Source organism: Hymenobacter translucens (assembly GCF_020685205.1).
Classification (GTDB): domain Bacteria; phylum Bacteroidota; class Bacteroidia; order Cytophagales; family Hymenobacteraceae; genus Hymenobacter; species Hymenobacter translucens.
The window spans coordinates 93,624-110,942 of record NZ_JAJERB010000009.1 but is presented as its reverse complement, the minus strand read 5'-3'; the positions used below and the strand labels follow the sequence as shown (position 1 = coordinate 110,942).

Genomic DNA, 17,319 nt, shown 5'->3' with positions numbered 1-17,319 from the left:
CTGTCCAACCGCCTTCCCAGACTGCAATTTCCCTGATCATACCCGCGTCCACCGTGAATTCCAGCCTCACCCGCCTCTTCAGCATTGCGCAGAAGCCCGCCCGGCGGATTGTGGGGCTGATGTCGGGGACGTCGCTCGACGGCCTGGATGTGGCTTTGTGCCGGCTCGAAGGCCACGGGGCCGCCACGCGGGTGCAGATCGAGCAGTTCGCCACCTTCCCCTATTCCGACGAGCAGCGCCAGCAGATCCGCCGGGTGTTTGCCCGGGAGCAGGTGGAGCTGCAGCACCTGACCCTGCTCCACGCCTGGCTGGGCACCCTGCACGGCACGATGGTGCTCGACTGCCTGGACCGGTGGCAGGTGAAGCCGGCGGAAGTAGATGCCATTGCCAGCCACGGGCAGACGGTTTTTCACGCGCCCCGCCACCAGCACAACCTGCCCGACTGGCCGAACGCCACCCTACAGCTTGGCGACGCCGACCACCTGGCCGTGAAGACCGGCATCATCACGCTCAGTGACTTCCGGCAGAAGCACGTGGCTGCCGGCGGTGAAGGAGCCCCGCTGGCTGTGTATGGCGACTTTCTGATTTTCTCGGAGCCCGGCCAGGACCGCGTGCTGCTGAACCTGGGCGGCATTGCCAACTTCACCTTTCTGCCCGGCTCCCTCGACCCTGCTGCTGTCTTCAGCACCGACGCCGGCCCGGCCAATACCCTGCTCGATGCCTGCGTACGGGCGCATTACCCCGGCCGGAGCTACGATGAGGGCGGCCTGCTCGCCAGTCAGGGCCGGGTTTCGGATGCTCTGCTCACGGAGCTGCTGCGGCATCCGTTTTTCGCGGCACCGCTGCCGAAGACCACCGGCCCCGAGCTGTTCAGCCCGGAGTACCTGCAGCGGGCGCAGCAGCAAAGCAACACGACCGGCCTTTCAGCCCCCGACCTGCTGGCTACCCTGACCCGGCTCAGTGCCCGGGGCGTGGCCGATGCTTTAAAGCAGCACGCCGGTCCGCAGCCGTACCTGGCCGTGTATGTAAGCGGGGGCGGCCTGCACAACGCGCTGCTGATGCGGGAGCTCCAGGCGGAGCTGCCCGGCTGTCGGTTCGGTACCACGGATGATTTGGGCATCCTGCCCGACGCTAAAGAAGCCCTGCTGTTTGCGGTGCTGGCTAATGAGACGCTGGCGGGCACCCCCTTCGCCATCGGCCGGGGCCGGCAGGCGGTGCCGGCGGTGGCGCTGGGCAAGATTTCCTTCCCGCAGTAGCGTCGGGGCGCCTATTTCCGGGGCTTGCTTTGCGGGGCGGGTATCATCCCAAAGCTCAGGATGCGGGTAGCCACGGAGTCGCGGAAGCTGACGTCAAGCTGAACCTGGGGCTTGCTTTTGAGCGTGTCGGCCCGGAAGGTAAACGAGTAGAAATAGCGGGGCCGGCCGCTGCCGTTGCTGCGCAGTCCCAGCTTATAGAGGGCAATGGTGCTACCGAACCGTTGACCCTGGGCGTGAAGCGGGCGGGCCGAGGCCTGAAACCGGGTCAGGGGCACGTTGGCGCTGAATTCCGGGGCCATCAGGGCGTAGGCGTGGCGGTACTCGGCGCGCAGGATGTAAAGCAGAAACTGCCGGGCCAATTGGGCCTGGGTGAGGGTGGGCGAAGCCGGTACCGGGGTGAGTGGCGCCAGCACCATCAGCGCCAGCAGCAGCGCCCGCAGCGCTAGGACCGGTAAGCGCCTCACTCGGCTTCCTGCTGGGGCACCAGGATGAACACGTCCTCGCTCGGACGCTTCATGATGTACTTCTCCCGGGCAAACTTCTCCAGCAGCTCCGGGGAGCTGAGCAACTCGGCCCGGTCCTTCTTCACCTTGTCGATTTCGCCCAGATAGTGTTCTTTGTCGCCTTCCAGTTCCCGCCACTGGTCGTACATCTCGTACTGCTTCACGAAGTCGTTGGCGTCGAACACGAACATCCAGATCAGAAAGCCCAGGCCGGCCAGAAAGTAGAAGCTGCGCAGAAAGCGGGGCACGTAGGCGAAAAGGTCGGATGGGCGCATCATCGGGTTATGGGTTGTTCGTTGTTAGTTGTCCGTTGTTAGGCGTCAGTCACTAGGGTAGCTCTGACAACTAACAACTGATAACGGACAACTTATAAGGCTCGAGCTCGAAACTGGCTGCCTTGCCGCAGCCTCTGACAAATATCAGCATTTCAGGCCAACCGGCCACCAACGAAAAACGGTACCGCCGCCCGAAGGCAACGGTACCGTTAGCGTATCGGAAATGCCGCCGGCTACATTTTGCGGCCGGGGAAGTAGGCAATTTCGCCCAGCTCCTCCTCGATGCGCAGCAGCTGGTTGTACTTGGCCATCCGGTCGGAGCGCGAAGCCGAGCCGGTCTTGATCTGGCCGGTGTTCAGGGCCACGGCCAGGTCGGCAATGGTGTTGTCCTCCGTTTCGCCCGAGCGGTGGCTCATGATGCTCTTGTAGCCGTTGCGGCGGCCCAGGTTGATGGCGTCGATGGTTTCGGTAAGCGTGCCGATCTGGTTTACCTTGATCAGGATGGAGTTGGCAATCTTCTCGTCGATGCCGCGCTGCAGACGGTTCACGTTGGTCACGAACAGGTCGTCGCCTACCAGCTGGGTGGTGCTGCCCAGGCTTTCGGTGAGCTGCTTCCAACCGGCCCAGTCGTCCTCATCCATGCCGTCCTCAATGCTGATGATGGGGTACTTCTTGGCCCAATCAGCCCAGAAGCTTACCATCTCCGACGAGGTGAGCTTGTCACCGGTGCTTTTCTTGAAGTGGTACTGCCCGTTCTCGTAGAACTCCGACGTAGCGGCGTCCATGGCAATCAACACGTCTTCGCCCGGGCGGTAGCCGGCCGTCTCAATAGCCTGCAGCACTACCTTGATAGCCTCCTCGTTCGACTTGATGTTGGGGGCAAAGCCGCCTTCGTCGCCGACGTTGGTGCTCAGGCCCTGCTTTTTCAGCACATTCTTGAGGTGGTGGAAAATCTCGGTACCCCAGCGCAGGGCTTCCGAGAAGGAAGCGGCGCCCACCGGCATGATCATGAACTCCTGGAAGTCGATGGAGTTGTCGGCGTGGGAGCCGCCGTTCAGGATGTTCATCATCGGCACGGGCAGGGTAGTAGCACCCACGCCGCCCACATAGCGGTACAGCGGCATGCCGGCTTCCTGGGCCGCGGCCCGGGCCACGGCAAGCGAAACGCCCAGGATGGCGTTGGCACCCAGGTTCGCCTTGTTGGGCGTGCCATCCAGCTCCAGCATGATCTTGTCGAGCAGGCCCTGTTCGTACACCGAGAAGCCGATCAGCTCTTCGGCGATGGTGCTGTTCACGTTTTCCACGGCCTTCAGCACGCCCTTACCCATGTACATGGACTTGTCGTCGTCGCGCAGCTCCACGGCTTCGTGCTTGCCGGTGCTGGCGCCCGAGGGCACCGCCGCGCGGCCTACGACGCCGGTATCGGTCGTCACGTCGACTTCTACGGTCGGGTTACCCCGGGAATCAAAAATCTGGCGGGCGTGAATGGAGGCAATGATGCTCATAGTGGAAAGAATGAGGTTGGTTGAAAAGGGAAGTGTTGAGAAGCTCCGGCCGGGGCGCGAAGGCGGCGCAAGGTAAAAAAATTAGCTCCGACCTCACCCCTTTAAGTAAACTCCCCCGGATAGGCCTTGCGAAGGCAAAAAAAAAGGGAGGCACCTTGCGGTACCTCCCTTTTCTATAAAAGCAGAGCTTCGAATTACGAAGCAGCTTCTTCGCTCTTGGCTTCGTCGCGGCTTTCGCCCTCGGCTACCGTGGTAGTCGGGGTGTCTTCCGGAGCCGAAGCTTCTACTACGGCAGCAGGAGCTACAGCCTCGCCACCAACGGCGGGAGCAGCTTTCTTCTTGCCGCGCGAACGACGGGTCGTAGCCTTGGCTTCGCCGGCGGCTTTCGTCTCGAGCAGGGTTTCGTTGTAATCCACCAGCTCAATGATGCACAGCTCGGCGTTGTCGCCCAGACGATTCTCGCTCAGCTTCAGGATGCGGGTGTAGCCACCGGGACGGTTGGCAATGCGGCCTGCCACTTCACCGAACAGCTCCTTGATTGACTCCTTGTCCTGCAGGGTCGAGAAGACCATACGGCGGGAGTGGGTCGTGTCGCTCTTGGCTTTGGTGAGCAGGGGCTCAACGAACTTGCGCAGGGCCTTGGCCTTGGCTACCGTCGTCGAGATGCGCTTGTGCATGATCAGCGACGAAGCCATATTGGACAGCATCGCGTTGCGGTGGGCGGCGGTACGGCCCAGGTGGTTGATTTTTTTACCGTGTCTCATCGGACAAAGAAGTTAAAGTGATGTGCTTGCGGACGGGAACCACGGCGGGCAAAAGCCTCATTTGAACCCCCGCCCCGAGGGCGCATCTGTGAAAAAATGTAAAAAAGAAATGTGCTGACCCGAACGCGTGCGGCTTGCACATCATTCCGGTCAGCACATTAAAAAAGCTAATCTTCTTCGAGGCGGTACTTGCCGAGGTCCATGCCAAAGGTCAGGCCCTTCTCCTCTACCAGGTTCTCCAGCTCGGTCAGCGACTTCTTACCGAAGTTGCGGAACTTCATCATGTCGCTCATGTCCAGCTGCACCAGGTCACCGAGGGTTTTGATATCGGCTGCCTTGAGGCAGTTGTAGGCGCGCACACTCAGGTCCATGTCGGCCAGCGGGGTCTTGAGGACCTTGCGCATGTGCAGGGTCTCCTCGTCCACGGTCTCCTCTTCCTCAGCCTTGGCCGTCTCGAAGGTCATCGTGTTGTCGGAGAACAGCATGAAGTGCTGAATCAGAATGTTGGCGGCACCCTTCAGCGCGTCCTCGGGGTGAATCGAGCCGTCGGTCTGAATTTCGATGAGCAGCTTCTCGTAGTCGGTCTTCTGCTCGACGCGGGTGTTCTCGATGCTGTACTTCACGTTCTTGATGGGCGTGAAGATGGCGTCGATGGCAATCTGACCAAATACCTGGTCGGCGGGCTTGTTTTCCTCGGCCGGTACGTAGCCACGGCCTTTCTGCACGGTAAACTCGAACTCCAGCTCAACGCTGGGGTCCACGTTGCAGATCACCAGATCCGAATTCAGAACCTGGAAGCCGTTGGTGAATTTGTTGATGTCGCCGGCCGTGAAGGTCTCCTGGCCTTTGATGCGGACGGTGATCTTGTCCTCAATGGCGTCGCTGATCTTCTTGAAGCGCACCATCTTCAGGTTCAGGATGATTTCGGACATGTCCTCGATCACACCCTCGATGGTGGTGAACTCGTGCAGCACGCTGGGCGTGCGGACCGACGTGATGGCATAGCCCTCCAGCGACGACAGCAGGATACGGCGCAATGCGTTGCCGATCGTGACGCCGTAGCCTTTCTCCAGCGGTTTAAATTCAAATGTTCCGTAGAAGTCATCGGATTTCTCCATCACAACCTTCTCCGGCATTTGAAAAGCTAAGATTGACATAAGTGGGGCGTTAGAAACAAACAAAAAAAGAAATTCGAAGAAACGTCCCGGCCAGAAAGCCGGGACGCCAATTACTTCGAGTAAAGCTCGACGATGAGCTGCTCCGTGATTTTCTCCGGAATCAGGTCACGCGAGGGGGCGTTCAGGAACTTGCCCACCAATTCTTTGCTGTCCCACTCCAGCCAGGCGAAAGCGCGGGCATTGCGGGCGCTCAGGCTAGTGGTAATAGCTTCCAGCGACTTGGACTTCTCGCGAACCCCAACCACGTCGCCAGCGCGAAGCTTGTAGGAAGCGATGTTTACTACTTCGCCGTTCACGGTGATGTGCTTGTGCAGAACGAGCTGACGAGCAGCACGGCGGGTCGGGGCTACCCCCAGACGGTACACCGTGTTGTCGAGACGCGACTCGAGCAGGGCCAGCAGGTTGTCGCCGGTGATGCCGGGCAGGGCAGCAGCCTTGTGGAAAAGGTTTTCGAATTGCTTTTCCAGGATGCCGTACATGTACTTCACCTTCTGCTTCTCCATCAGCTGCACAGCGTATTCCGACTGCTTTTTGCGGCGGCCGCGACCGTGCTGGCCGGGAGGATAATTCTTTTTGTTGAGCGCCTTGCTCGGACCGAAGATCGGCTCAGCAAAACGACGAGCAATCTTGGTTTTAGGACCGGTATAACGTGCCATTTCGGGGATGTTGAGTTTTGCAGGGGTTGAACCACGCGTGTCGGGCCTCTCGGATGGACCTTGCCAGGGGCAAGAGCCGCATCAGAAACCCGACACCAGGGGCAGGCAACAAGGCCCACCAGTTCAGTATATCAGACGCGACGACGCTTAGGTGGGCGGCAGCCGTTGTGCGGCAGCGGCGTTACGTCGCGGATGGTTGTTACCTCAATACCCACGTTTTGGAGGGTACGGATGGCTGACTCACGGCCAGCGCCCGGTCCTTTCACGAATACTTCGGCTTTGCGCATACCCAGGTCGTGGGCAACTTTGGCGCAGTCCGTAGCAGCCATCTGGGCTGCGTAAGGCGTGTTTTTCTTTGAACCCTTGAAGCCCATCTTACCAGCCGAAGCCCAGGAGATTACCTGGCCGTTCATGTTGGTGACGGAGATGATGATATTGTTGAAGGAGGCGCGGATGTGAACCTGCCCAACCTGCTCAACAACGACAATGCGCTTCTTGGCTTTGTCTTTTCTTTTTTGTGCCATCTGGTTATCGCAAAAAATGCGGAAGGTGTTGACACCCGCCCGGAGCTTCCGGCAGGGTGTCGATTTCCGCTACTGTTTATTTAGTAGCCTTCTTCTTGTTGGCTACCGTCTTCCGCTTGCCCTTGCGGGTACGGGAGTTGTTCTTGGTGCGCTGACCGCGAACCGGCAGACCTTTGCGGTGACGCAGACCACGGTACGAACCAATGTCCATCAGACGCTTGATGTTTAGCTGAACCTCGGAGCGCAGAACGCCTTCGGTCTTATGCTGCGCCGCGATGATGGCACGGATTTCACCGGCTTCTGCTTCCGTCCAGTCCTTCACCTTCTTGCTCAGGTCGATGCCGGCCTGGAGAAGGATCTTCTGGGCCGAAGAGCGGCCGATACCAAAAATGTACGTCAGGGCGATTTCGCCGCGCTTGTTGTCCGGGATATCTACCCCTGCAATACGAGCCATGTGTTTAGAAAAAAGTCTGATTAACCCTGACGCTGCTTGTAGCGGGGGTTCTTCTTGTTGATGACGTACAGCTTGCCGTTGCGGCGAACCAGCTTACAGTCAACGCTGCGCTTTTTGACCGATGTTTTGACTTTCATGTCGTCGGGTTATTTGTAACGGTAAACAATTCTGCCCTTTGACAAGTCGTAGGGCGACATTTCCAGCTTCACCTTATCCCCAGGCAGAATCTTGATGTAGTGCATGCGCATCTTTCCGGAGATGTGCGCAATAACCTGGTGTCCGTTTTCCAGCTCCACGCGAAACATGGCGTTGGACAGGGCTTCCAGAATCGTTCCATCCTGCTCAATCGAGGACTGTTTGGCCATAAGGCTACTGTAAGGCTTTTTCTATGTATTCAAACGAGGTCAGAATTTCTGCCTTGTCTTTTCTGATCACCACGGTGTGCTCGAAGTGCGCCGACGGCTTGAGGTCCTTGGTTCGGATAGTCCAGCCATCCTTCTCCTGAACCACATGCTTGGTACCCAGGTTCACCATCGGCTCGATGGCGAGCACCAGACCCGTCTGCAGCTTTAGCCCCGCCCCACGCTTACCGTAGTTCGGAACCTCCGGCCGCTCGTGGAGGCTTTTACCGATGCCGTGTCCCACCAATTCCCGGACGACGCCATACCCCTGCTTTTCAACCGAGGTCTGGATGGCATAGCCAATGTCGCCCATCCGGTTGCCGGCTACTGCCTGCTCGATGCCCAGGTAAAGGGACCGTTTGGTGAAGTCCAGCAAGCTGAGCACTTCGGGAGCCACCTCCCCGACCGGGTAAGTGTAGGCACTGTCACTGTGGTACCCGTTCAGCTTTACCCCGCAGTCTACTGAGATGATATCGCCGCTTTTCAGCGTGTAGTCACTCGGAAAACCGTGCACCACGACCGAGTTGGGCGAGATGCAGAGGCTGAACGGAAAATCGTTATACCCTTTGAAGGAAGGCTGCCCGCCATGATCCTTGATGAACTCCTCGGCGCGGCGGTCCAGCTCACGCGTTGTAACTCCTTCTTTGATCAGGCCCGCAACTTCTCCGTGGGCTTGAGCCAGCACTTTCGCGCTGGCCCGGATGAGCTCTATTTCTTCTTCGGTCTTGTACAGAATCATGGCTAAGAGGCCATGGCAATGTTTTGCGTCCGACCTTTTACTTTGCCCGACTTCATCATGCCGTCGTAGTGACGCATCAGCAGGTAGCTTTCCACCTGGTTGAGCGTATCCAGCACGACCCCTACCATGATGATGAGGGAGGTGCCGCCGTAGAAAGCCGAGAAGGGACGCGTAACGCCGGCCAGCAAAGCAAGTGCGGGGAAGATGGCAATCAGCGCCAGGGCAACCGCCCCGGGCAGGGTAATGCGCGTCAGCACCTCATCCATGTGCTCGGAGGTGTCGCGGCCCGGCTTTACGCCCGGCACGAAGCCCCCACTGCGCTTCAGGTCGTCCGCAATCTGGTTGGGGTTGACGCTGATGGCCGTGTAGAAGTACGTGAAGATGATGATGAGCAGCGCGAATACCAGGTTGTACTGCCACGAAGTGTAGTCCGAGAACTTCACCCCGATGTAGCTGGCCGTGTCGCTTTCGTTCTGCCACATGGAAGCCACAATAGCGGGCAGGAACATCAGCGACTGCGCGAAGATGATGGGCATTACCCCGGCAGCATTCACTTTCAGCGGGATAAACTGGCGCTGGGCGTTGAGCTGAGCCGTACCGCCCACCTGCTTAGCGTACTGAACCGGAATCCGGCGTACAGCCTGCGTGAGCACGATAACGGCCATTACAACCAGGAACAGCACCACCAGCTCGATCAGGAAGATCAGGGAGCCCCGCATGCCTTTGGCTGCGGCTTCCCCGATGATGGCACCGGGCAGGCGTGATACAATCCCGATCATGATGATCATGGAAATACCGTTACCAATACCTTTATCCGTGATTTTCTCACCCAGCCACATGCAGAAGAGCGTACCGGCCGTGATGATGATCATCGTAGTTACCGTGAAGAAGGTACCCGGATCGATGATTGCCTCGGCGTTGATGGTAGCGATGAAGCCAACCGACTGCGCCAGAACAATAGGAATCGTGAGGATTCGCGTGTACTGGTTGATTTTCTTCCGGCCCGACTCACCTTCCTTCTGCAGCTTCTGGAAGTACGGCACTGCGATGGTCAGCAGCTGCAGCACGATAGAAGCGGAGATGTAAGGCATGATGCCCAGCGCGAAGATGGAGGCGTTGCTGAACGCCCCGCCAAGCAGGGTATCCAGAATGCCAAACACCCCTCCGGCCGCACCTTTCAGGCGGGTAGCATCTACGCCGGGCAGCACCACGAAAGAACCCAGCCGGTAGATGGCAATGAAGAAAAGCGTATTGAGAATCCGCGTACGCAGATCCTCAATCGCAAAAATGTTCTTTATCGTGGTGATGAACTTGTTCATTGCCAGTATGGCTTACAGCGTCACAGCCTTACCACCTGCTTTCTCGATGGCTTCAACAGCCGACTTCGAGAATGCATGGGCATGTACTTCCAGCGCCTGGGTGATTTCACCGCGGCCCAGAACTTTGATCTTTGCGTTTTTCGAAACGAGACCGTTGCCTACGAAGTAAGCAATGTCCATCACGGTCGCGCTGTTCTTCTCGGAGAGGTCCTGCAGAACATCAATGTTGATGCCTTTGTACTCTACCCGATTGATGTTCGTGAAGCCGAACTTCGGAACGCGGCGCTGCAGGGGCATCTGGCCACCTTCGAAGCCCGATTTTTTGGAATAACCCGAGCGGGACTTGGCACCTTTGTGACCGCGGGTAGACGTGCCGCCACGGCCGGAACCCGTACCACGGCCAATACGCTTTTCATTGCGTACGGCACCATCGGCGGGCTTTAGATTGCTGAGATTCATGTCGAGATAATCCTCTAGAGTTCGGTTACTTCTACCAGGTGCTTAACTGCAGCCACCATGCCGGCAATCTGGGGATTGTTTTCCTTCTCCGAGATGCTGCCGATTTTACCCAGGCCCAGGGCCTGAATCGTGCGCTTTTGCCGCTCCGGGCGGTCAATCACGCTTTTTACCAGTTTGATTTGAATCTGTGCCATTACTGCTTAGCCGTTAAATACGCGGGAAAGGGTAATGCCACGAGCCTGAGCAATCTGCATGGGGTCACGCATTTTCAGGAGAGCGTCAAACGTAGCCTTTACCACGTTGTGGGGGTTGGACGAGCCTTTCGACTTTGCCAGTACATCTTTGATGCCGGCGCTTTCGAACACGGCGCGCATTGCACCACCGGCAATTACACCGGTACCGGCCGCAGCCGGCTGCACGAGCACGAAGCCACCCGAGTACTTGCCTTCCATCACGTGAGGAACAGTGTGCTTGTACAGCGGCACCTTCACCAGGTTCTTCTTGGCGTCGTCAATGCCTTTGGCAATGGCGTCGGTTACTTCGTTGGCTTTGCCGAGGCCGTAGCCAACGGTGCCGTTGCCGTCACCTACTACCACGATGGCCGAGAAGCTGAAGCGACGACCGCCCTTTACTACCTTGGCTACGCGGTTGATAGCAACTACCTTTTCTTTCAGGTCCGACTCACCGGCGCGGGGCGCCTGGTCACGGTTACCACCCCGGTCGTTGCCACCACCCCGACGGTCATTGCCGCCCCGGTCGTTGCCACCGCCACCACGGTTGTTGTTGTTGAATTCTGCCATGATGCTTTAGAAATTGAGGCCGCCTTCGCGGGCTCCTTCTGCCAATGATTTAACCCGGCCGTGGTACAGATAACCGGAACGGTCAAATACCACTTTCGAAATGCCCTTTTCCTGGGCGCGCGACGCCAGCTCTTTGCCAACGGCGGTGGCGGAGGCTACCTTGGTAGCTTCGTCGCCCACCGACACGTGCTTCGACGAAACCGATACCAGCGTCTTGCCGATGGTGTCGTCGATGATCTGGGCGTAGATGCCTTTGTTGCTGCGGAAAACCGACAGACGCGGGCGCTCGGACGTGCCAGACACCCGCGTGCGGATGATCTTCTGGATCCGGGCTCTTCTTTTTGCTTTATCGAAAGCCATGGTTTTATTTATTTCGAAGCTGTCTTACCAGCCTTACGACGAATCTGCTCACCCACGAAGCGTACACCCTTGCCTTTGTAAGGCTCGACTTTACGCAACGAACGAATTTTAGCGGCAACCTGACCCAGCAGCTGCTTGTCGATGCTGGTCAGGGTTACGATGGGGTTCTTACCCTTTTCGGTAACGGCCGTAGCAGTTACTTCTTTGGGCAGCGCCAGGAAGATGTTGTGGGAGAAACCCAGCGACAATTCCAGCGTAGTACCAGCCATAGCAGCCTTGTAGCCTACACCCACCAGCTCGAGCTGCTGCGTGAAGCCATTGCTGACGCCGTTTACCATGTTGCTGATCAGCGAGCGGTACAGACCGTGCATCGCCTTGTGGCGCTTCTGCTCGGTCGGACGCTCAACTACCAGCTGGCCGTCGGCGTTAGTCAGGATAATGTCGCGGTCAACGGGAGTCGTGAGCGTACCCTTGGGGCCCTTCACGGTGATTTCGTTTTCCTTGCTGATTTCGATCTGCACGTTAGCGGGCAGCTCGATCGGCAGTTTACCAATGCGTGACATAGTTTCTTTTCTCCTCGATTAGTAAACGTAGCACAGTACTTCGCCACCTACGTTCTCAGCTTTGGCTTCCTTCTCCGTCATCACGCCCTTCGACGTCGACAGGATGGCAATGCCAAGGCCGCTCAGTACGCGGGGCATGTTTTCTACGTGCGCATATTTGCGCAGACCAGGCGAGCTAACGCGCTCCAGCTTGGTGATGGCGGGCTGCTTCGTGGCCGGGTTGTACTTCAAGGCAATCTTGATCGTACCCTGTACCGACGTGTCGTCAAAACGGTAGCTCTGAATGTAGCCCTTGTGGTAGAGCACCTTCGTGATTTCCTTTTTGATGTTGCTGGCCGGGATTTCCACTACCCGATGGTTTGCCTTGATGGCATTCCGAACCCGGGTCAGGTAATCAGCAATTGGATCTGTATTCATTGTGTTTTAGACGACTGCCCATTTTTAGGGAGCCGCAAAGATAAGAAAATTTCGCCGCAGCAAAAACGCGACGGCGAAATTTTCGGGTTTAGACTACTTGGCTCGGCTGTCGGGGCGCGGCCAATGGTTTCTTTGGTAAGAAAAACCGGGTAGCTCTTCAAAGAAAAGTACCCGGCTTTTGATTTACCAGCTCGACTTCGTAACACCGGGGATTTTCCCGGCCAGAGCCATCTCGCGGAACGTAACACGGCTGATGCCGAACTTACGCATGTAACCACGGGGACGACCGTTGATCTTGTCGCGGTTGTGGATGCGGACCGGCGACGCGTTGCGCGGCAGCTTGTCCAGACCCTCGTAATCACCGGCGGCTTTCAGCGCAGCGCGCTTCTCAGCGTAACGGGCAACGGTAGCGATACGCTTCCGCTCTCTTGCTTTGACGGATTCCTTAGCCATTGTTCTGTTTCTTGGCGTTAGTGAACGGCATTCCGAAAGCTTTGAGGAGCTCGTAGCTCTGCTCATCGTTCTCAGCGGTCGTCACGAAGGTGATGTCCATACCGGAGATAGACTTGATCTTGTCGATCGAGATTTCCGGGAAAATGATTTGCTCTTTCACGCCCAGGGTGTAGTTACCCCGGCCGTCGAAGCCTTTGTCATTGATGCCTTTGAAGTCACGCACCCGGGGGAGCGCAATCGTCAGCAGGCGGTCCATGAACTCGTACATCCGCTCGCCGCGCAGGGTAACCTTCGCACCGATAGGCATGCCTTCGCGGAGCTTGAAATTAGATACGGAGCGCTTGGCGATGGTAGGAACTGCTTTCTGACCGGTGATGGTCGTCAGCTCTTCCACACCGTTATCAACCAGCTTCTTGTCAGCTACTGCTGCGCCGATGCCGCGGTTGATGCAGATCTTGGTGATCCGGGGTACCTGCATGATGCTCTTGAACTGGAATTTCTCCTGGAGCGCGGGTACTACCTCTTTGTTGTATTTGTCTTTGAGTCGAGCCATTGTCGTCGTACCGGATTAGGCGTTTTTCGAGTCAATCGCCTGCACGTTGCTGACGTGGATGCCGGCTTCGATCTTGGTGATTCCCCCCTGCGGGTTTTTAGCACTGGGCTTGTTGTGCTTGGTCACCAAGTTCAGGCCTTCCACGATCACGCGCTGCGTCGAACGGTTTACCGACTTGATAACGCCGGTCTTGCCACGCTCGTCTCCGGCAATCACCTTCACGGTATCGCCGGTCTTAACGTGCAGTTTCACGGGCTGTGCTTTTGTTTTCGTTGCCATGGCTTAGAGAACTTCGGGAGCTAGTGAAACAATTTTCATGAATTGACGCTCGCGCAGTTCGCGGGCCACCGGCCCGAAGATGCGCGTGCCGCGGGGCTCGTCGTTGTTGTTGAGCAACACGGCGGCGTTGTCGTCGAAGCGGATGTACGAACCGTCTTTGCGGCGTACTTCCTTCTTGGTGCGAACAACCACTGCCTTCGAGACAGTTCCCTTCTTGGCGTTGCCGGAGGGGATAGCCGACTTGATCGAAACCACGATCTTGTCGCCTACGCTGGCGTATTTCTTGCCCGTGCCACCGAGGACACGGATGCAGAGAACTTCTTTGGCGCCGCTGTTATCAGCGACGGTCAGACGGGATTCTTGCTGTATCATCTTACTTGGCGCGTTCTACGATTTCTACCAGTCTCCAGCGCTTGTTCTTGCTCAGCGGACGGGTCGACATGATGCGGACCGTATCGCCTTCGCCACACTCGTTATTCTCGTCGTGGGCCATAAACTTGGTCGACTTGGTAACGAACTTGCCGTAGATCGGGTGTTTCATTTTGCTTTCCACCATCACCGTGATCGACTTGTCCATTTTGGAGCTAGTCACCCGGCCGATGATTTCTTTGCGCAGGTTCCGCTCTTCCGTAGCGGCCGTTGCCTTCTGTTCTTCGTTGGTTGCCATCGTTATTTAGCAGTTTGGTTAGCCTGCTCGTTTTCGCGACGGGACAGCTCAGTCTTCAGACGGGCTATGTTCTTGCGGCTTTGCTTCAGGCGAATCGGGTTCTCCAGGGGCGAAATGGCGTGCGCGAAGCGCAGCGACTGGCCGCTGGTTTGTTCGGTTTGGATCTGGCTCTTCAGCTCCTCGAGCGAAAGACCCTTGAGGTCGGCTTTTTTCATCTTACTTGCTCTCTACGTAGTCGCGGCGAACAACAAATTTAGTCCGTACGGGCAGCTTCTGCGCGGCAAGACGAAGCGACTCCTGGGCTACTTCCAGCGGAACACCGTCCGACTCGAACATAATGGTACCCGGGTGCACGGTGGCTACCCAATACTCGGGCGAGCCTTTGCCTTTACCCATACGTACCTCGGCGGGCTTCTTCGTGATGGGCTTATCGGGGAAAATGCGGATCCACACTTGACCTTCACGCTTCATAGCGCGGGTCATGGCGATACGGGCTGCTTCAATTTGGCGGGCCGTAATCCAGGCGGTTTCCAGCGACTTGATGGCGAATGAACCGAAGTCAATGGAGCTGCCGCGATAGGCCAGGCCAGTCACGCGACCCTTTTGCATCTTCCGATACTTGGTCCTTTTCGGTTGTAACATGATTTATCGAAAAAAGAGATTCGAGAAGAGAAAAAGGCTAGCGACGGGGAGCTCCACCGCCACGGTTTGCGCCACCGGCACCAGGGCCGCCAGCGTTGCGACGGGGAGCGCCACCGCCGGCGTTGCCGCCACGGTCGCCACCTGCACCGCCACCACGGTTATCACCGCCACGGTCGTTGCGCGGGCCACGGGGGCCACGGTCACCGCCACGATCGTTGCGGTCGCCACGCGGGCCACGGTCGTTGCCGGCACCACGGGTATCGGTACCCTGGTTGGCAGGCTGCTGGTTGGGCGAGAGGTCGGGCTTGCCGAACACCTCACCACGCATGATCCACACCTTGATGCCGATCTTGCCATACACCGTCTGAGCTTCCGACAGGGCGTAGTCGATATCGGCGCGCAGCGTGTGCAGCGGCGTACGACCTTCCTTGTACTGCTCGGAGCGGGCAATCTCAGCACCGCCGAGGCGGCCGCCGCACTGCACCTTGATGCCTTCGGCACCTACGCGCATCGCAGCCTGGATGGCCTGCTTCATGGCGCGACGGAACGAGATACGAGCCTGCAGCTGCTGAGCAATGCTCTCACCTACCAGCTTGGCGTCGAGTTCCGGACGCTTGATTTCGAAGATGTTGATCTGAACGTCCTTGCTGGTGATCTGCTTCAGCTCGTCCTTGATCTTGTCAACCTCGGCACCGCCTTTACCGATAACCACGCCCGGACGGGCCGTGTTGATGGTGATGGTGATACGCTTGAGGGTACGCTCGATCACGATGCGGCTGATGCCACCCTTCGGGATACGAGCCATGATGTATTTGCGGATCTTTTCGTCCTCCACCAGCTTGTCGGCAAAGTCCTTGCCGCCGTACCAGTTCGAGTCCCACCCTTTGATGACGCCCAGACGGAAGCCAACCGGATTTACTTTCTGTCCCATAGTGCTTATGCGGTGGCTTCAGCCTGAGTTGTGGATTTCTTCGAAGCGCTGCGACGGGTAGCTTTTACCGGGGCCTCAGCTGCGGCCGGCAGGGTTTCGGCAGCCTGCTTTGCAGCAGCCTTGCTTCCCAGGGGCTCAACTTTGGTGTCGATCGTCAGCGTGACGTGGTTGCTGCGCTTGCGGATGCGGTGGCCACGACCCTGGGGGGCGGGGCGCAGACGCTTCAGCTGACGGCCTTCATCCACGAAGATTTCTTTGATGTAGAGGTTGGCATCCTCGATGCGCTCGTCCTCGTTCTTCTGCTGCCAGTTGGCCAGGGCCGACAGGAGCAGCTTCTCGATACGCTCAGCACCGGAGTTGGCCTCGAACTTCAGCAAGCCCAGGGCGCGCGTCACCTTCTGGCCGCGGACCAGGTTGGCCACCATGCGCATCTTGCGAGGCGAGGTGGGCACGTTACGGAGTTTAGCGGTAGCTTCCATTCTTAGCGCTTGCCTTTATCTTTCTTGGCGACGTGACCACGGAAGTTGCGGGTGGGGGCAAACTCACCGAGCTTGTGACCAACCATGTTTTCCGTGACGTACACCGGGATGAACTTATTGCCGTTGTGAACAGCGAAGGTGTGGCCTACGAAGTCCGGGGAAATCATCGAGCGGCGCGACCAGGTCTTCACCACCGACTTTTTGCCGGATTCTTCCATTGCCGTTACTTTCTTCTCGAGCCGGAAGTCAATGTACGGCCCTTTTTTTAGCGAACGTGCCATTGCTTACTTCTTGCCTTTACGGTTAACGATGAGCTGCTCAGAGTACTTGTTCTTGTTGCGGGTCTTCTGACCCTTGGCGAAGATGCCGTTACGGCTGCGCGGGTGACCACCCGACGACTTACCTTCACCACCACCCATCGGGTGATCGACAGGGTTCATAGCAACACCACGAACGCGGGGACGACGGCCCAACCAACGGTTACGACCGGCTTTGCCGAGACGCACGTTCATGTGGTCGCCATTCGAAACGGTACCAACCGTAGCCATGCAGGTAACGAGTACCATGCGCATCTCACCGGAGGGCAGTTTCAACGTTGCGTATTTGTCTTCGCGGGCTACCAGCTGGGCGTAGGTGCCAGCCGAGCGAGCCATGGCAGCACCGCCGCCGGGCATCAGCTCAATGTTGTGAACGATGGTACCGAGCGGCATTTCGCGCAGGGCCAGAGCGTTTCCAACTTCGGGAGCTACGCCGGGACCCGATACGACCACCGTGCCGACCGCCAGACCAGCGGGAGCAATGATGTAGCGCTTCTCGCCGTCGGCGTACTGCAGCAGGGCGATACGGGCCGTGCGGTTGGGATCGTATTCGATCGTCTTCACCGTGGCCGGAACACCAGCTTTGTCACGCTTGAAGTCGATCACACGATACTTCTGCTTGTGACCACCGCCGATGTAGCGGTTGGTCATCTTACCCGCGTTGTTGCGGCCACCGGATTTTTCCATGGGTGCCAACAGCGACTTCTCCGGGGTCGACGTCGTAATCTCGTCGAAGCCCGGTGCGATGCGGAAGCGCTGACCCGGTGATGTTGGTCTTAGTTTTTTAAGTGCCATTTTGCTTTAAAATGCGCGTTACGGGTTTCC

General features: G+C 57.9%; 30 protein-coding genes. 1 reads left to right on the top strand and 29 read right to left on the bottom strand.

All coding sequences use genetic code 11. The annotated features are described in order from the left end of the window. The first annotated feature begins 53 nt into the window (after positions 1–53). Complete coding sequence (locus tag LJY25_RS18010; protein ID WP_227609868.1) at positions 54–1,256, top strand: anhydro-N-acetylmuramic acid kinase; 1,203 nt, start codon at positions 54–56, stop codon at positions 1,254–1,256. Between the two features lie 11 nt (positions 1,257–1,267). Here the strand turns inward: LJY25_RS18010 and LJY25_RS18005 are convergent, their stop codons facing one another. The 29 genes from LJY25_RS18005 to rplB form a co-directional block, all read right to left on the bottom strand. Further along, on the bottom strand, positions 1,268–1,720 hold the full coding sequence (locus LJY25_RS18005; protein WP_227609867.1) for a hypothetical protein: 453 nt from the start codon (positions 1,718–1,720) through the stop codon (positions 1,268–1,270). Beyond that, positions 1,717–2,037: an FtsB family cell division protein gene (locus LJY25_RS18000; protein WP_227609866.1), complete on the bottom strand. Its 321-nt coding sequence runs from the start codon at positions 2,035–2,037 to the stop codon at positions 1,717–1,719. Before LJY25_RS18000 ends, LJY25_RS18005 begins: the two co-directional genes overlap by 4 nt. A gap of 230 nt (positions 2,038–2,267) precedes the next feature. Then, positions 2,268–3,539 carry a phosphopyruvate hydratase gene (gene eno, locus LJY25_RS17995; RefSeq protein WP_227609865.1) on the bottom strand — a complete coding sequence of 424 codons (1,272 nt, stop codon included), beginning with the start codon at positions 3,537–3,539 and terminating at the stop codon, positions 2,268–2,270. Between the two features lie 194 nt (positions 3,540–3,733). Then, complete coding sequence (gene rplQ, locus LJY25_RS17990) at positions 3,734–4,303, bottom strand: 50S ribosomal protein L17 (protein ID WP_227609864.1); 570 nt, start codon at positions 4,301–4,303, stop codon at positions 3,734–3,736. A 167-nt stretch (positions 4,304–4,470) separates the two neighbouring features. Continuing rightward, positions 4,471–5,460 carry a DNA-directed RNA polymerase subunit alpha gene (locus LJY25_RS17985; RefSeq protein WP_227609863.1) on the bottom strand — a complete coding sequence of 330 codons (990 nt, stop codon included), beginning with the start codon at positions 5,458–5,460 and terminating at the stop codon, positions 4,471–4,473. A gap of 71 nt (positions 5,461–5,531) precedes the next feature. Further along, positions 5,532–6,137: a 30S ribosomal protein S4 gene (rpsD, locus tag LJY25_RS17980; RefSeq protein ID WP_227609862.1), complete on the bottom strand. Its 606-nt coding sequence runs from the start codon at positions 6,135–6,137 to the stop codon at positions 5,532–5,534. A gap of 131 nt (positions 6,138–6,268) precedes the next feature. After that, a complete protein-coding gene (gene rpsK / locus LJY25_RS17975; RefSeq protein ID WP_227609861.1) occupies positions 6,269–6,661 on the bottom strand; it encodes a 30S ribosomal protein S11 in 393 nt (130 codons plus the stop codon). Positions 6,662–6,737: 76 nt separating this feature from the next. Continuing rightward, positions 6,738–7,115, bottom strand: a complete 378-nt coding sequence (gene rpsM, locus LJY25_RS17970; protein ID WP_227609860.1) for a 30S ribosomal protein S13 — start codon at positions 7,113–7,115, stop codon at positions 6,738–6,740. 20 nt (positions 7,116–7,135) lie between these two features. Next, on the bottom strand, positions 7,136–7,252 hold the full coding sequence (gene rpmJ / locus LJY25_RS17965; protein WP_044016053.1) for a 50S ribosomal protein L36: 117 nt from the start codon (positions 7,250–7,252) through the stop codon (positions 7,136–7,138). A 9-nt stretch (positions 7,253–7,261) separates the two neighbouring features. Next, the gene (gene infA / locus LJY25_RS17960; RefSeq protein WP_059072189.1) at positions 7,262–7,480 is read right to left on the bottom strand and encodes a translation initiation factor IF-1; all 219 of its coding nucleotides are present in this window, start codon (positions 7,478–7,480) and stop codon (positions 7,262–7,264) included. A gap of 4 nt (positions 7,481–7,484) precedes the next feature. Beyond that, the gene (gene map, locus LJY25_RS17955) at positions 7,485–8,255 is read right to left on the bottom strand and encodes a type I methionyl aminopeptidase (protein ID WP_227609859.1); all 771 of its coding nucleotides are present in this window, start codon (positions 8,253–8,255) and stop codon (positions 7,485–7,487) included. A 2-nt stretch (positions 8,256–8,257) separates the two neighbouring features. Next, positions 8,258–9,574, bottom strand: a complete 1,317-nt coding sequence (secY, locus tag LJY25_RS17950; protein ID WP_227609858.1) for a preprotein translocase subunit SecY — start codon at positions 9,572–9,574, stop codon at positions 8,258–8,260. A gap of 12 nt (positions 9,575–9,586) precedes the next feature. Further along, positions 9,587–10,033: a 50S ribosomal protein L15 gene (gene rplO / locus LJY25_RS17945; RefSeq protein ID WP_227609857.1), complete on the bottom strand. Its 447-nt coding sequence runs from the start codon at positions 10,031–10,033 to the stop codon at positions 9,587–9,589. A 14-nt stretch (positions 10,034–10,047) separates the two neighbouring features. Continuing rightward, on the bottom strand, positions 10,048–10,227 hold the full coding sequence (rpmD, locus tag LJY25_RS17940) for a 50S ribosomal protein L30 (RefSeq protein WP_227609856.1): 180 nt from the start codon (positions 10,225–10,227) through the stop codon (positions 10,048–10,050). Between the two features lie 6 nt (positions 10,228–10,233). After that, positions 10,234–10,833 carry a 30S ribosomal protein S5 gene (gene rpsE / locus LJY25_RS17935; RefSeq protein WP_227609855.1) on the bottom strand — a complete coding sequence of 200 codons (600 nt, stop codon included), beginning with the start codon at positions 10,831–10,833 and terminating at the stop codon, positions 10,234–10,236. Positions 10,834–10,839: 6 nt separating this feature from the next. Further along, positions 10,840–11,193, bottom strand: a complete 354-nt coding sequence (gene rplR, locus LJY25_RS17930) for a 50S ribosomal protein L18 (protein ID WP_227609854.1) — start codon at positions 11,191–11,193, stop codon at positions 10,840–10,842. Positions 11,194–11,201: 8 nt separating this feature from the next. After that, positions 11,202–11,756, bottom strand: a complete 555-nt coding sequence (rplF, locus tag LJY25_RS17925) for a 50S ribosomal protein L6 (protein ID WP_227609853.1) — start codon at positions 11,754–11,756, stop codon at positions 11,202–11,204. 18 nt (positions 11,757–11,774) lie between these two features. Next, positions 11,775–12,173 carry a 30S ribosomal protein S8 gene (gene rpsH, locus LJY25_RS17920; protein WP_227609852.1) on the bottom strand — a complete coding sequence of 133 codons (399 nt, stop codon included), beginning with the start codon at positions 12,171–12,173 and terminating at the stop codon, positions 11,775–11,777. A gap of 183 nt (positions 12,174–12,356) precedes the next feature. Further along, on the bottom strand, positions 12,357–12,626 hold the full coding sequence (rpsN, locus tag LJY25_RS17915) for a 30S ribosomal protein S14 (protein WP_227609851.1): 270 nt from the start codon (positions 12,624–12,626) through the stop codon (positions 12,357–12,359). Continuing rightward, positions 12,619–13,179, bottom strand: a complete 561-nt coding sequence (rplE, locus tag LJY25_RS17910; RefSeq protein ID WP_227609850.1) for a 50S ribosomal protein L5 — start codon at positions 13,177–13,179, stop codon at positions 12,619–12,621. Before rplE ends, rpsN begins: the two co-directional genes overlap by 8 nt. A 15-nt stretch (positions 13,180–13,194) precedes the next feature. After that, positions 13,195–13,431 carry a 50S ribosomal protein L24 gene (rplX, locus tag LJY25_RS17905; RefSeq protein WP_227609849.1) on the bottom strand — a complete coding sequence of 79 codons (237 nt, stop codon included), beginning with the start codon at positions 13,429–13,431 and terminating at the stop codon, positions 13,195–13,197. A 30-nt stretch (positions 13,432–13,461) separates the two neighbouring features. Then, the gene (gene rplN, locus LJY25_RS17900) at positions 13,462–13,830 is read right to left on the bottom strand and encodes a 50S ribosomal protein L14 (protein WP_073107059.1); all 369 of its coding nucleotides are present in this window, start codon (positions 13,828–13,830) and stop codon (positions 13,462–13,464) included. Position 13,831: 1 nt separating this feature from the next. After that, on the bottom strand, positions 13,832–14,125 hold the full coding sequence (gene rpsQ / locus LJY25_RS17895) for a 30S ribosomal protein S17 (RefSeq protein ID WP_227609848.1): 294 nt from the start codon (positions 14,123–14,125) through the stop codon (positions 13,832–13,834). A gap of 2 nt (positions 14,126–14,127) precedes the next feature. After that, complete coding sequence (rpmC, locus tag LJY25_RS17890; protein WP_227609847.1) at positions 14,128–14,340, bottom strand: 50S ribosomal protein L29; 213 nt, start codon at positions 14,338–14,340, stop codon at positions 14,128–14,130. 1 nt (position 14,341) lies between these two features. Further along, positions 14,342–14,767 (bottom strand): 50S ribosomal protein L16, encoded by a 426-nt coding sequence (rplP, locus tag LJY25_RS17885; protein WP_227609846.1) that lies wholly within the window; start codon positions 14,765–14,767, stop codon positions 14,342–14,344. A gap of 37 nt (positions 14,768–14,804) precedes the next feature. Beyond that, positions 14,805–15,698 (bottom strand): 30S ribosomal protein S3, encoded by an 894-nt coding sequence (gene rpsC, locus LJY25_RS17880; protein ID WP_227609845.1) that lies wholly within the window; start codon positions 15,696–15,698, stop codon positions 14,805–14,807. Positions 15,699–15,703: 5 nt separating this feature from the next. After that, positions 15,704–16,177, bottom strand: a complete 474-nt coding sequence (rplV, locus tag LJY25_RS17875) for a 50S ribosomal protein L22 (protein ID WP_227609844.1) — start codon at positions 16,175–16,177, stop codon at positions 15,704–15,706. 2 nt (positions 16,178–16,179) lie between these two features. Further along, entirely contained in the window at positions 16,180–16,458 is a 279-nt protein-coding gene (gene rpsS / locus LJY25_RS17870; RefSeq protein ID WP_019946170.1) for a 30S ribosomal protein S19, read from the bottom strand. Between the two features lie 3 nt (positions 16,459–16,461). After that, the gene (rplB, locus tag LJY25_RS17865; RefSeq protein WP_227609843.1) at positions 16,462–17,289 is read right to left on the bottom strand and encodes a 50S ribosomal protein L2; all 828 of its coding nucleotides are present in this window, start codon (positions 17,287–17,289) and stop codon (positions 16,462–16,464) included. Positions 17,290–17,319 lie beyond the last annotated feature (30 nt).

Coding starts and splice junctions, on each gene's coding strand:
- LJY25_RS18000 (WP_227609866.1), bottom strand. CDS start 2,037: ATGATGCGCCCATCCGACCTTTTCGCCTACGTGCCCCGCTTTCTGCGC.
- eno (WP_227609865.1), bottom strand. CDS start 3,539: ATGAGCATCATTGCCTCCATTCACGCCCGCCAGATTTTTGATTCCCGG.
- rplQ (WP_227609864.1), bottom strand. CDS start 4,303: ATGAGACACGGTAAAAAAATCAACCACCTGGGCCGTACCGCCGCCCAC.
- LJY25_RS17985 (WP_227609863.1), bottom strand. CDS start 5,460: ATGTCAATCTTAGCTTTTCAAATGCCGGAGAAGGTTGTGATGGAGAAA.
- rpsD (WP_227609862.1), bottom strand. CDS start 6,137: ATGGCACGTTATACCGGTCCTAAAACCAAGATTGCTCGTCGTTTTGCT.
- rpsK (WP_227609861.1), bottom strand. CDS start 6,661: ATGGCACAAAAAAGAAAAGACAAAGCCAAGAAGCGCATTGTCGTTGTT.
- rpsM (WP_227609860.1), bottom strand. CDS start 7,115: ATGGCTCGTATTGCAGGGGTAGATATCCCGGACAACAAGCGCGGCGAA.
- rpmJ (WP_044016053.1), bottom strand. CDS start 7,252: ATGAAAGTCAAAACATCGGTCAAAAAGCGCAGCGTTGACTGTAAGCTG.
- infA (WP_059072189.1), bottom strand. CDS start 7,480: ATGGCCAAACAGTCCTCGATTGAGCAGGATGGAACGATTCTGGAAGCC.
- map (WP_227609859.1), bottom strand. CDS start 8,255: ATGATTCTGTACAAGACCGAAGAAGAAATAGAGCTCATCCGGGCCAGC.
- secY (WP_227609858.1), bottom strand. CDS start 9,574: ATGAACAAGTTCATCACCACGATAAAGAACATTTTTGCGATTGAGGAT.
- rplO (WP_227609857.1), bottom strand. CDS start 10,033: ATGAATCTCAGCAATCTAAAGCCCGCCGATGGTGCCGTACGCAATGAA.
- rpmD (WP_227609856.1), bottom strand. CDS start 10,227: ATGGCACAGATTCAAATCAAACTGGTAAAAAGCGTGATTGACCGCCCG.
- rpsE (WP_227609855.1), bottom strand. CDS start 10,833: ATGGCAGAATTCAACAACAACAACCGTGGTGGCGGTGGCAACGACCGG.
- rplR (WP_227609854.1), bottom strand. CDS start 11,193: ATGGCTTTCGATAAAGCAAAAAGAAGAGCCCGGATCCAGAAGATCATC.
- rplF (WP_227609853.1), bottom strand. CDS start 11,756: ATGTCACGCATTGGTAAACTGCCGATCGAGCTGCCCGCTAACGTGCAG.
- rpsH (WP_227609852.1), bottom strand. CDS start 12,173: ATGAATACAGATCCAATTGCTGATTACCTGACCCGGGTTCGGAATGCC.
- rpsN (WP_227609851.1), bottom strand. CDS start 12,626: ATGGCTAAGGAATCCGTCAAAGCAAGAGAGCGGAAGCGTATCGCTACC.
- rplE (WP_227609850.1), bottom strand. CDS start 13,179: ATGGCTCGACTCAAAGACAAATACAACAAAGAGGTAGTACCCGCGCTC.
- rplN (WP_073107059.1), bottom strand. CDS start 13,830: ATGATACAGCAAGAATCCCGTCTGACCGTCGCTGATAACAGCGGCGCC.
- rpsQ (WP_227609848.1), bottom strand. CDS start 14,125: ATGGCAACCAACGAAGAACAGAAGGCAACGGCCGCTACGGAAGAGCGG.
- rpmC (WP_227609847.1), bottom strand. CDS start 14,340: ATGAAAAAAGCCGACCTCAAGGGTCTTTCGCTCGAGGAGCTGAAGAGC.
- rplP (WP_227609846.1), bottom strand. CDS start 14,767: ATGTTACAACCGAAAAGGACCAAGTATCGGAAGATGCAAAAGGGTCGC.
- rpsC (WP_227609845.1), bottom strand. CDS start 15,698: ATGGGACAGAAAGTAAATCCGGTTGGCTTCCGTCTGGGCGTCATCAAA.
- rplV (WP_227609844.1), bottom strand. CDS start 16,177: ATGGAAGCTACCGCTAAACTCCGTAACGTGCCCACCTCGCCTCGCAAG.
- rpsS (WP_019946170.1), bottom strand. CDS start 16,458: ATGGCACGTTCGCTAAAAAAAGGGCCGTACATTGACTTCCGGCTCGAG.
- rplB (WP_227609843.1), bottom strand. CDS start 17,289: ATGGCACTTAAAAAACTAAGACCAACATCACCGGGTCAGCGCTTCCGC.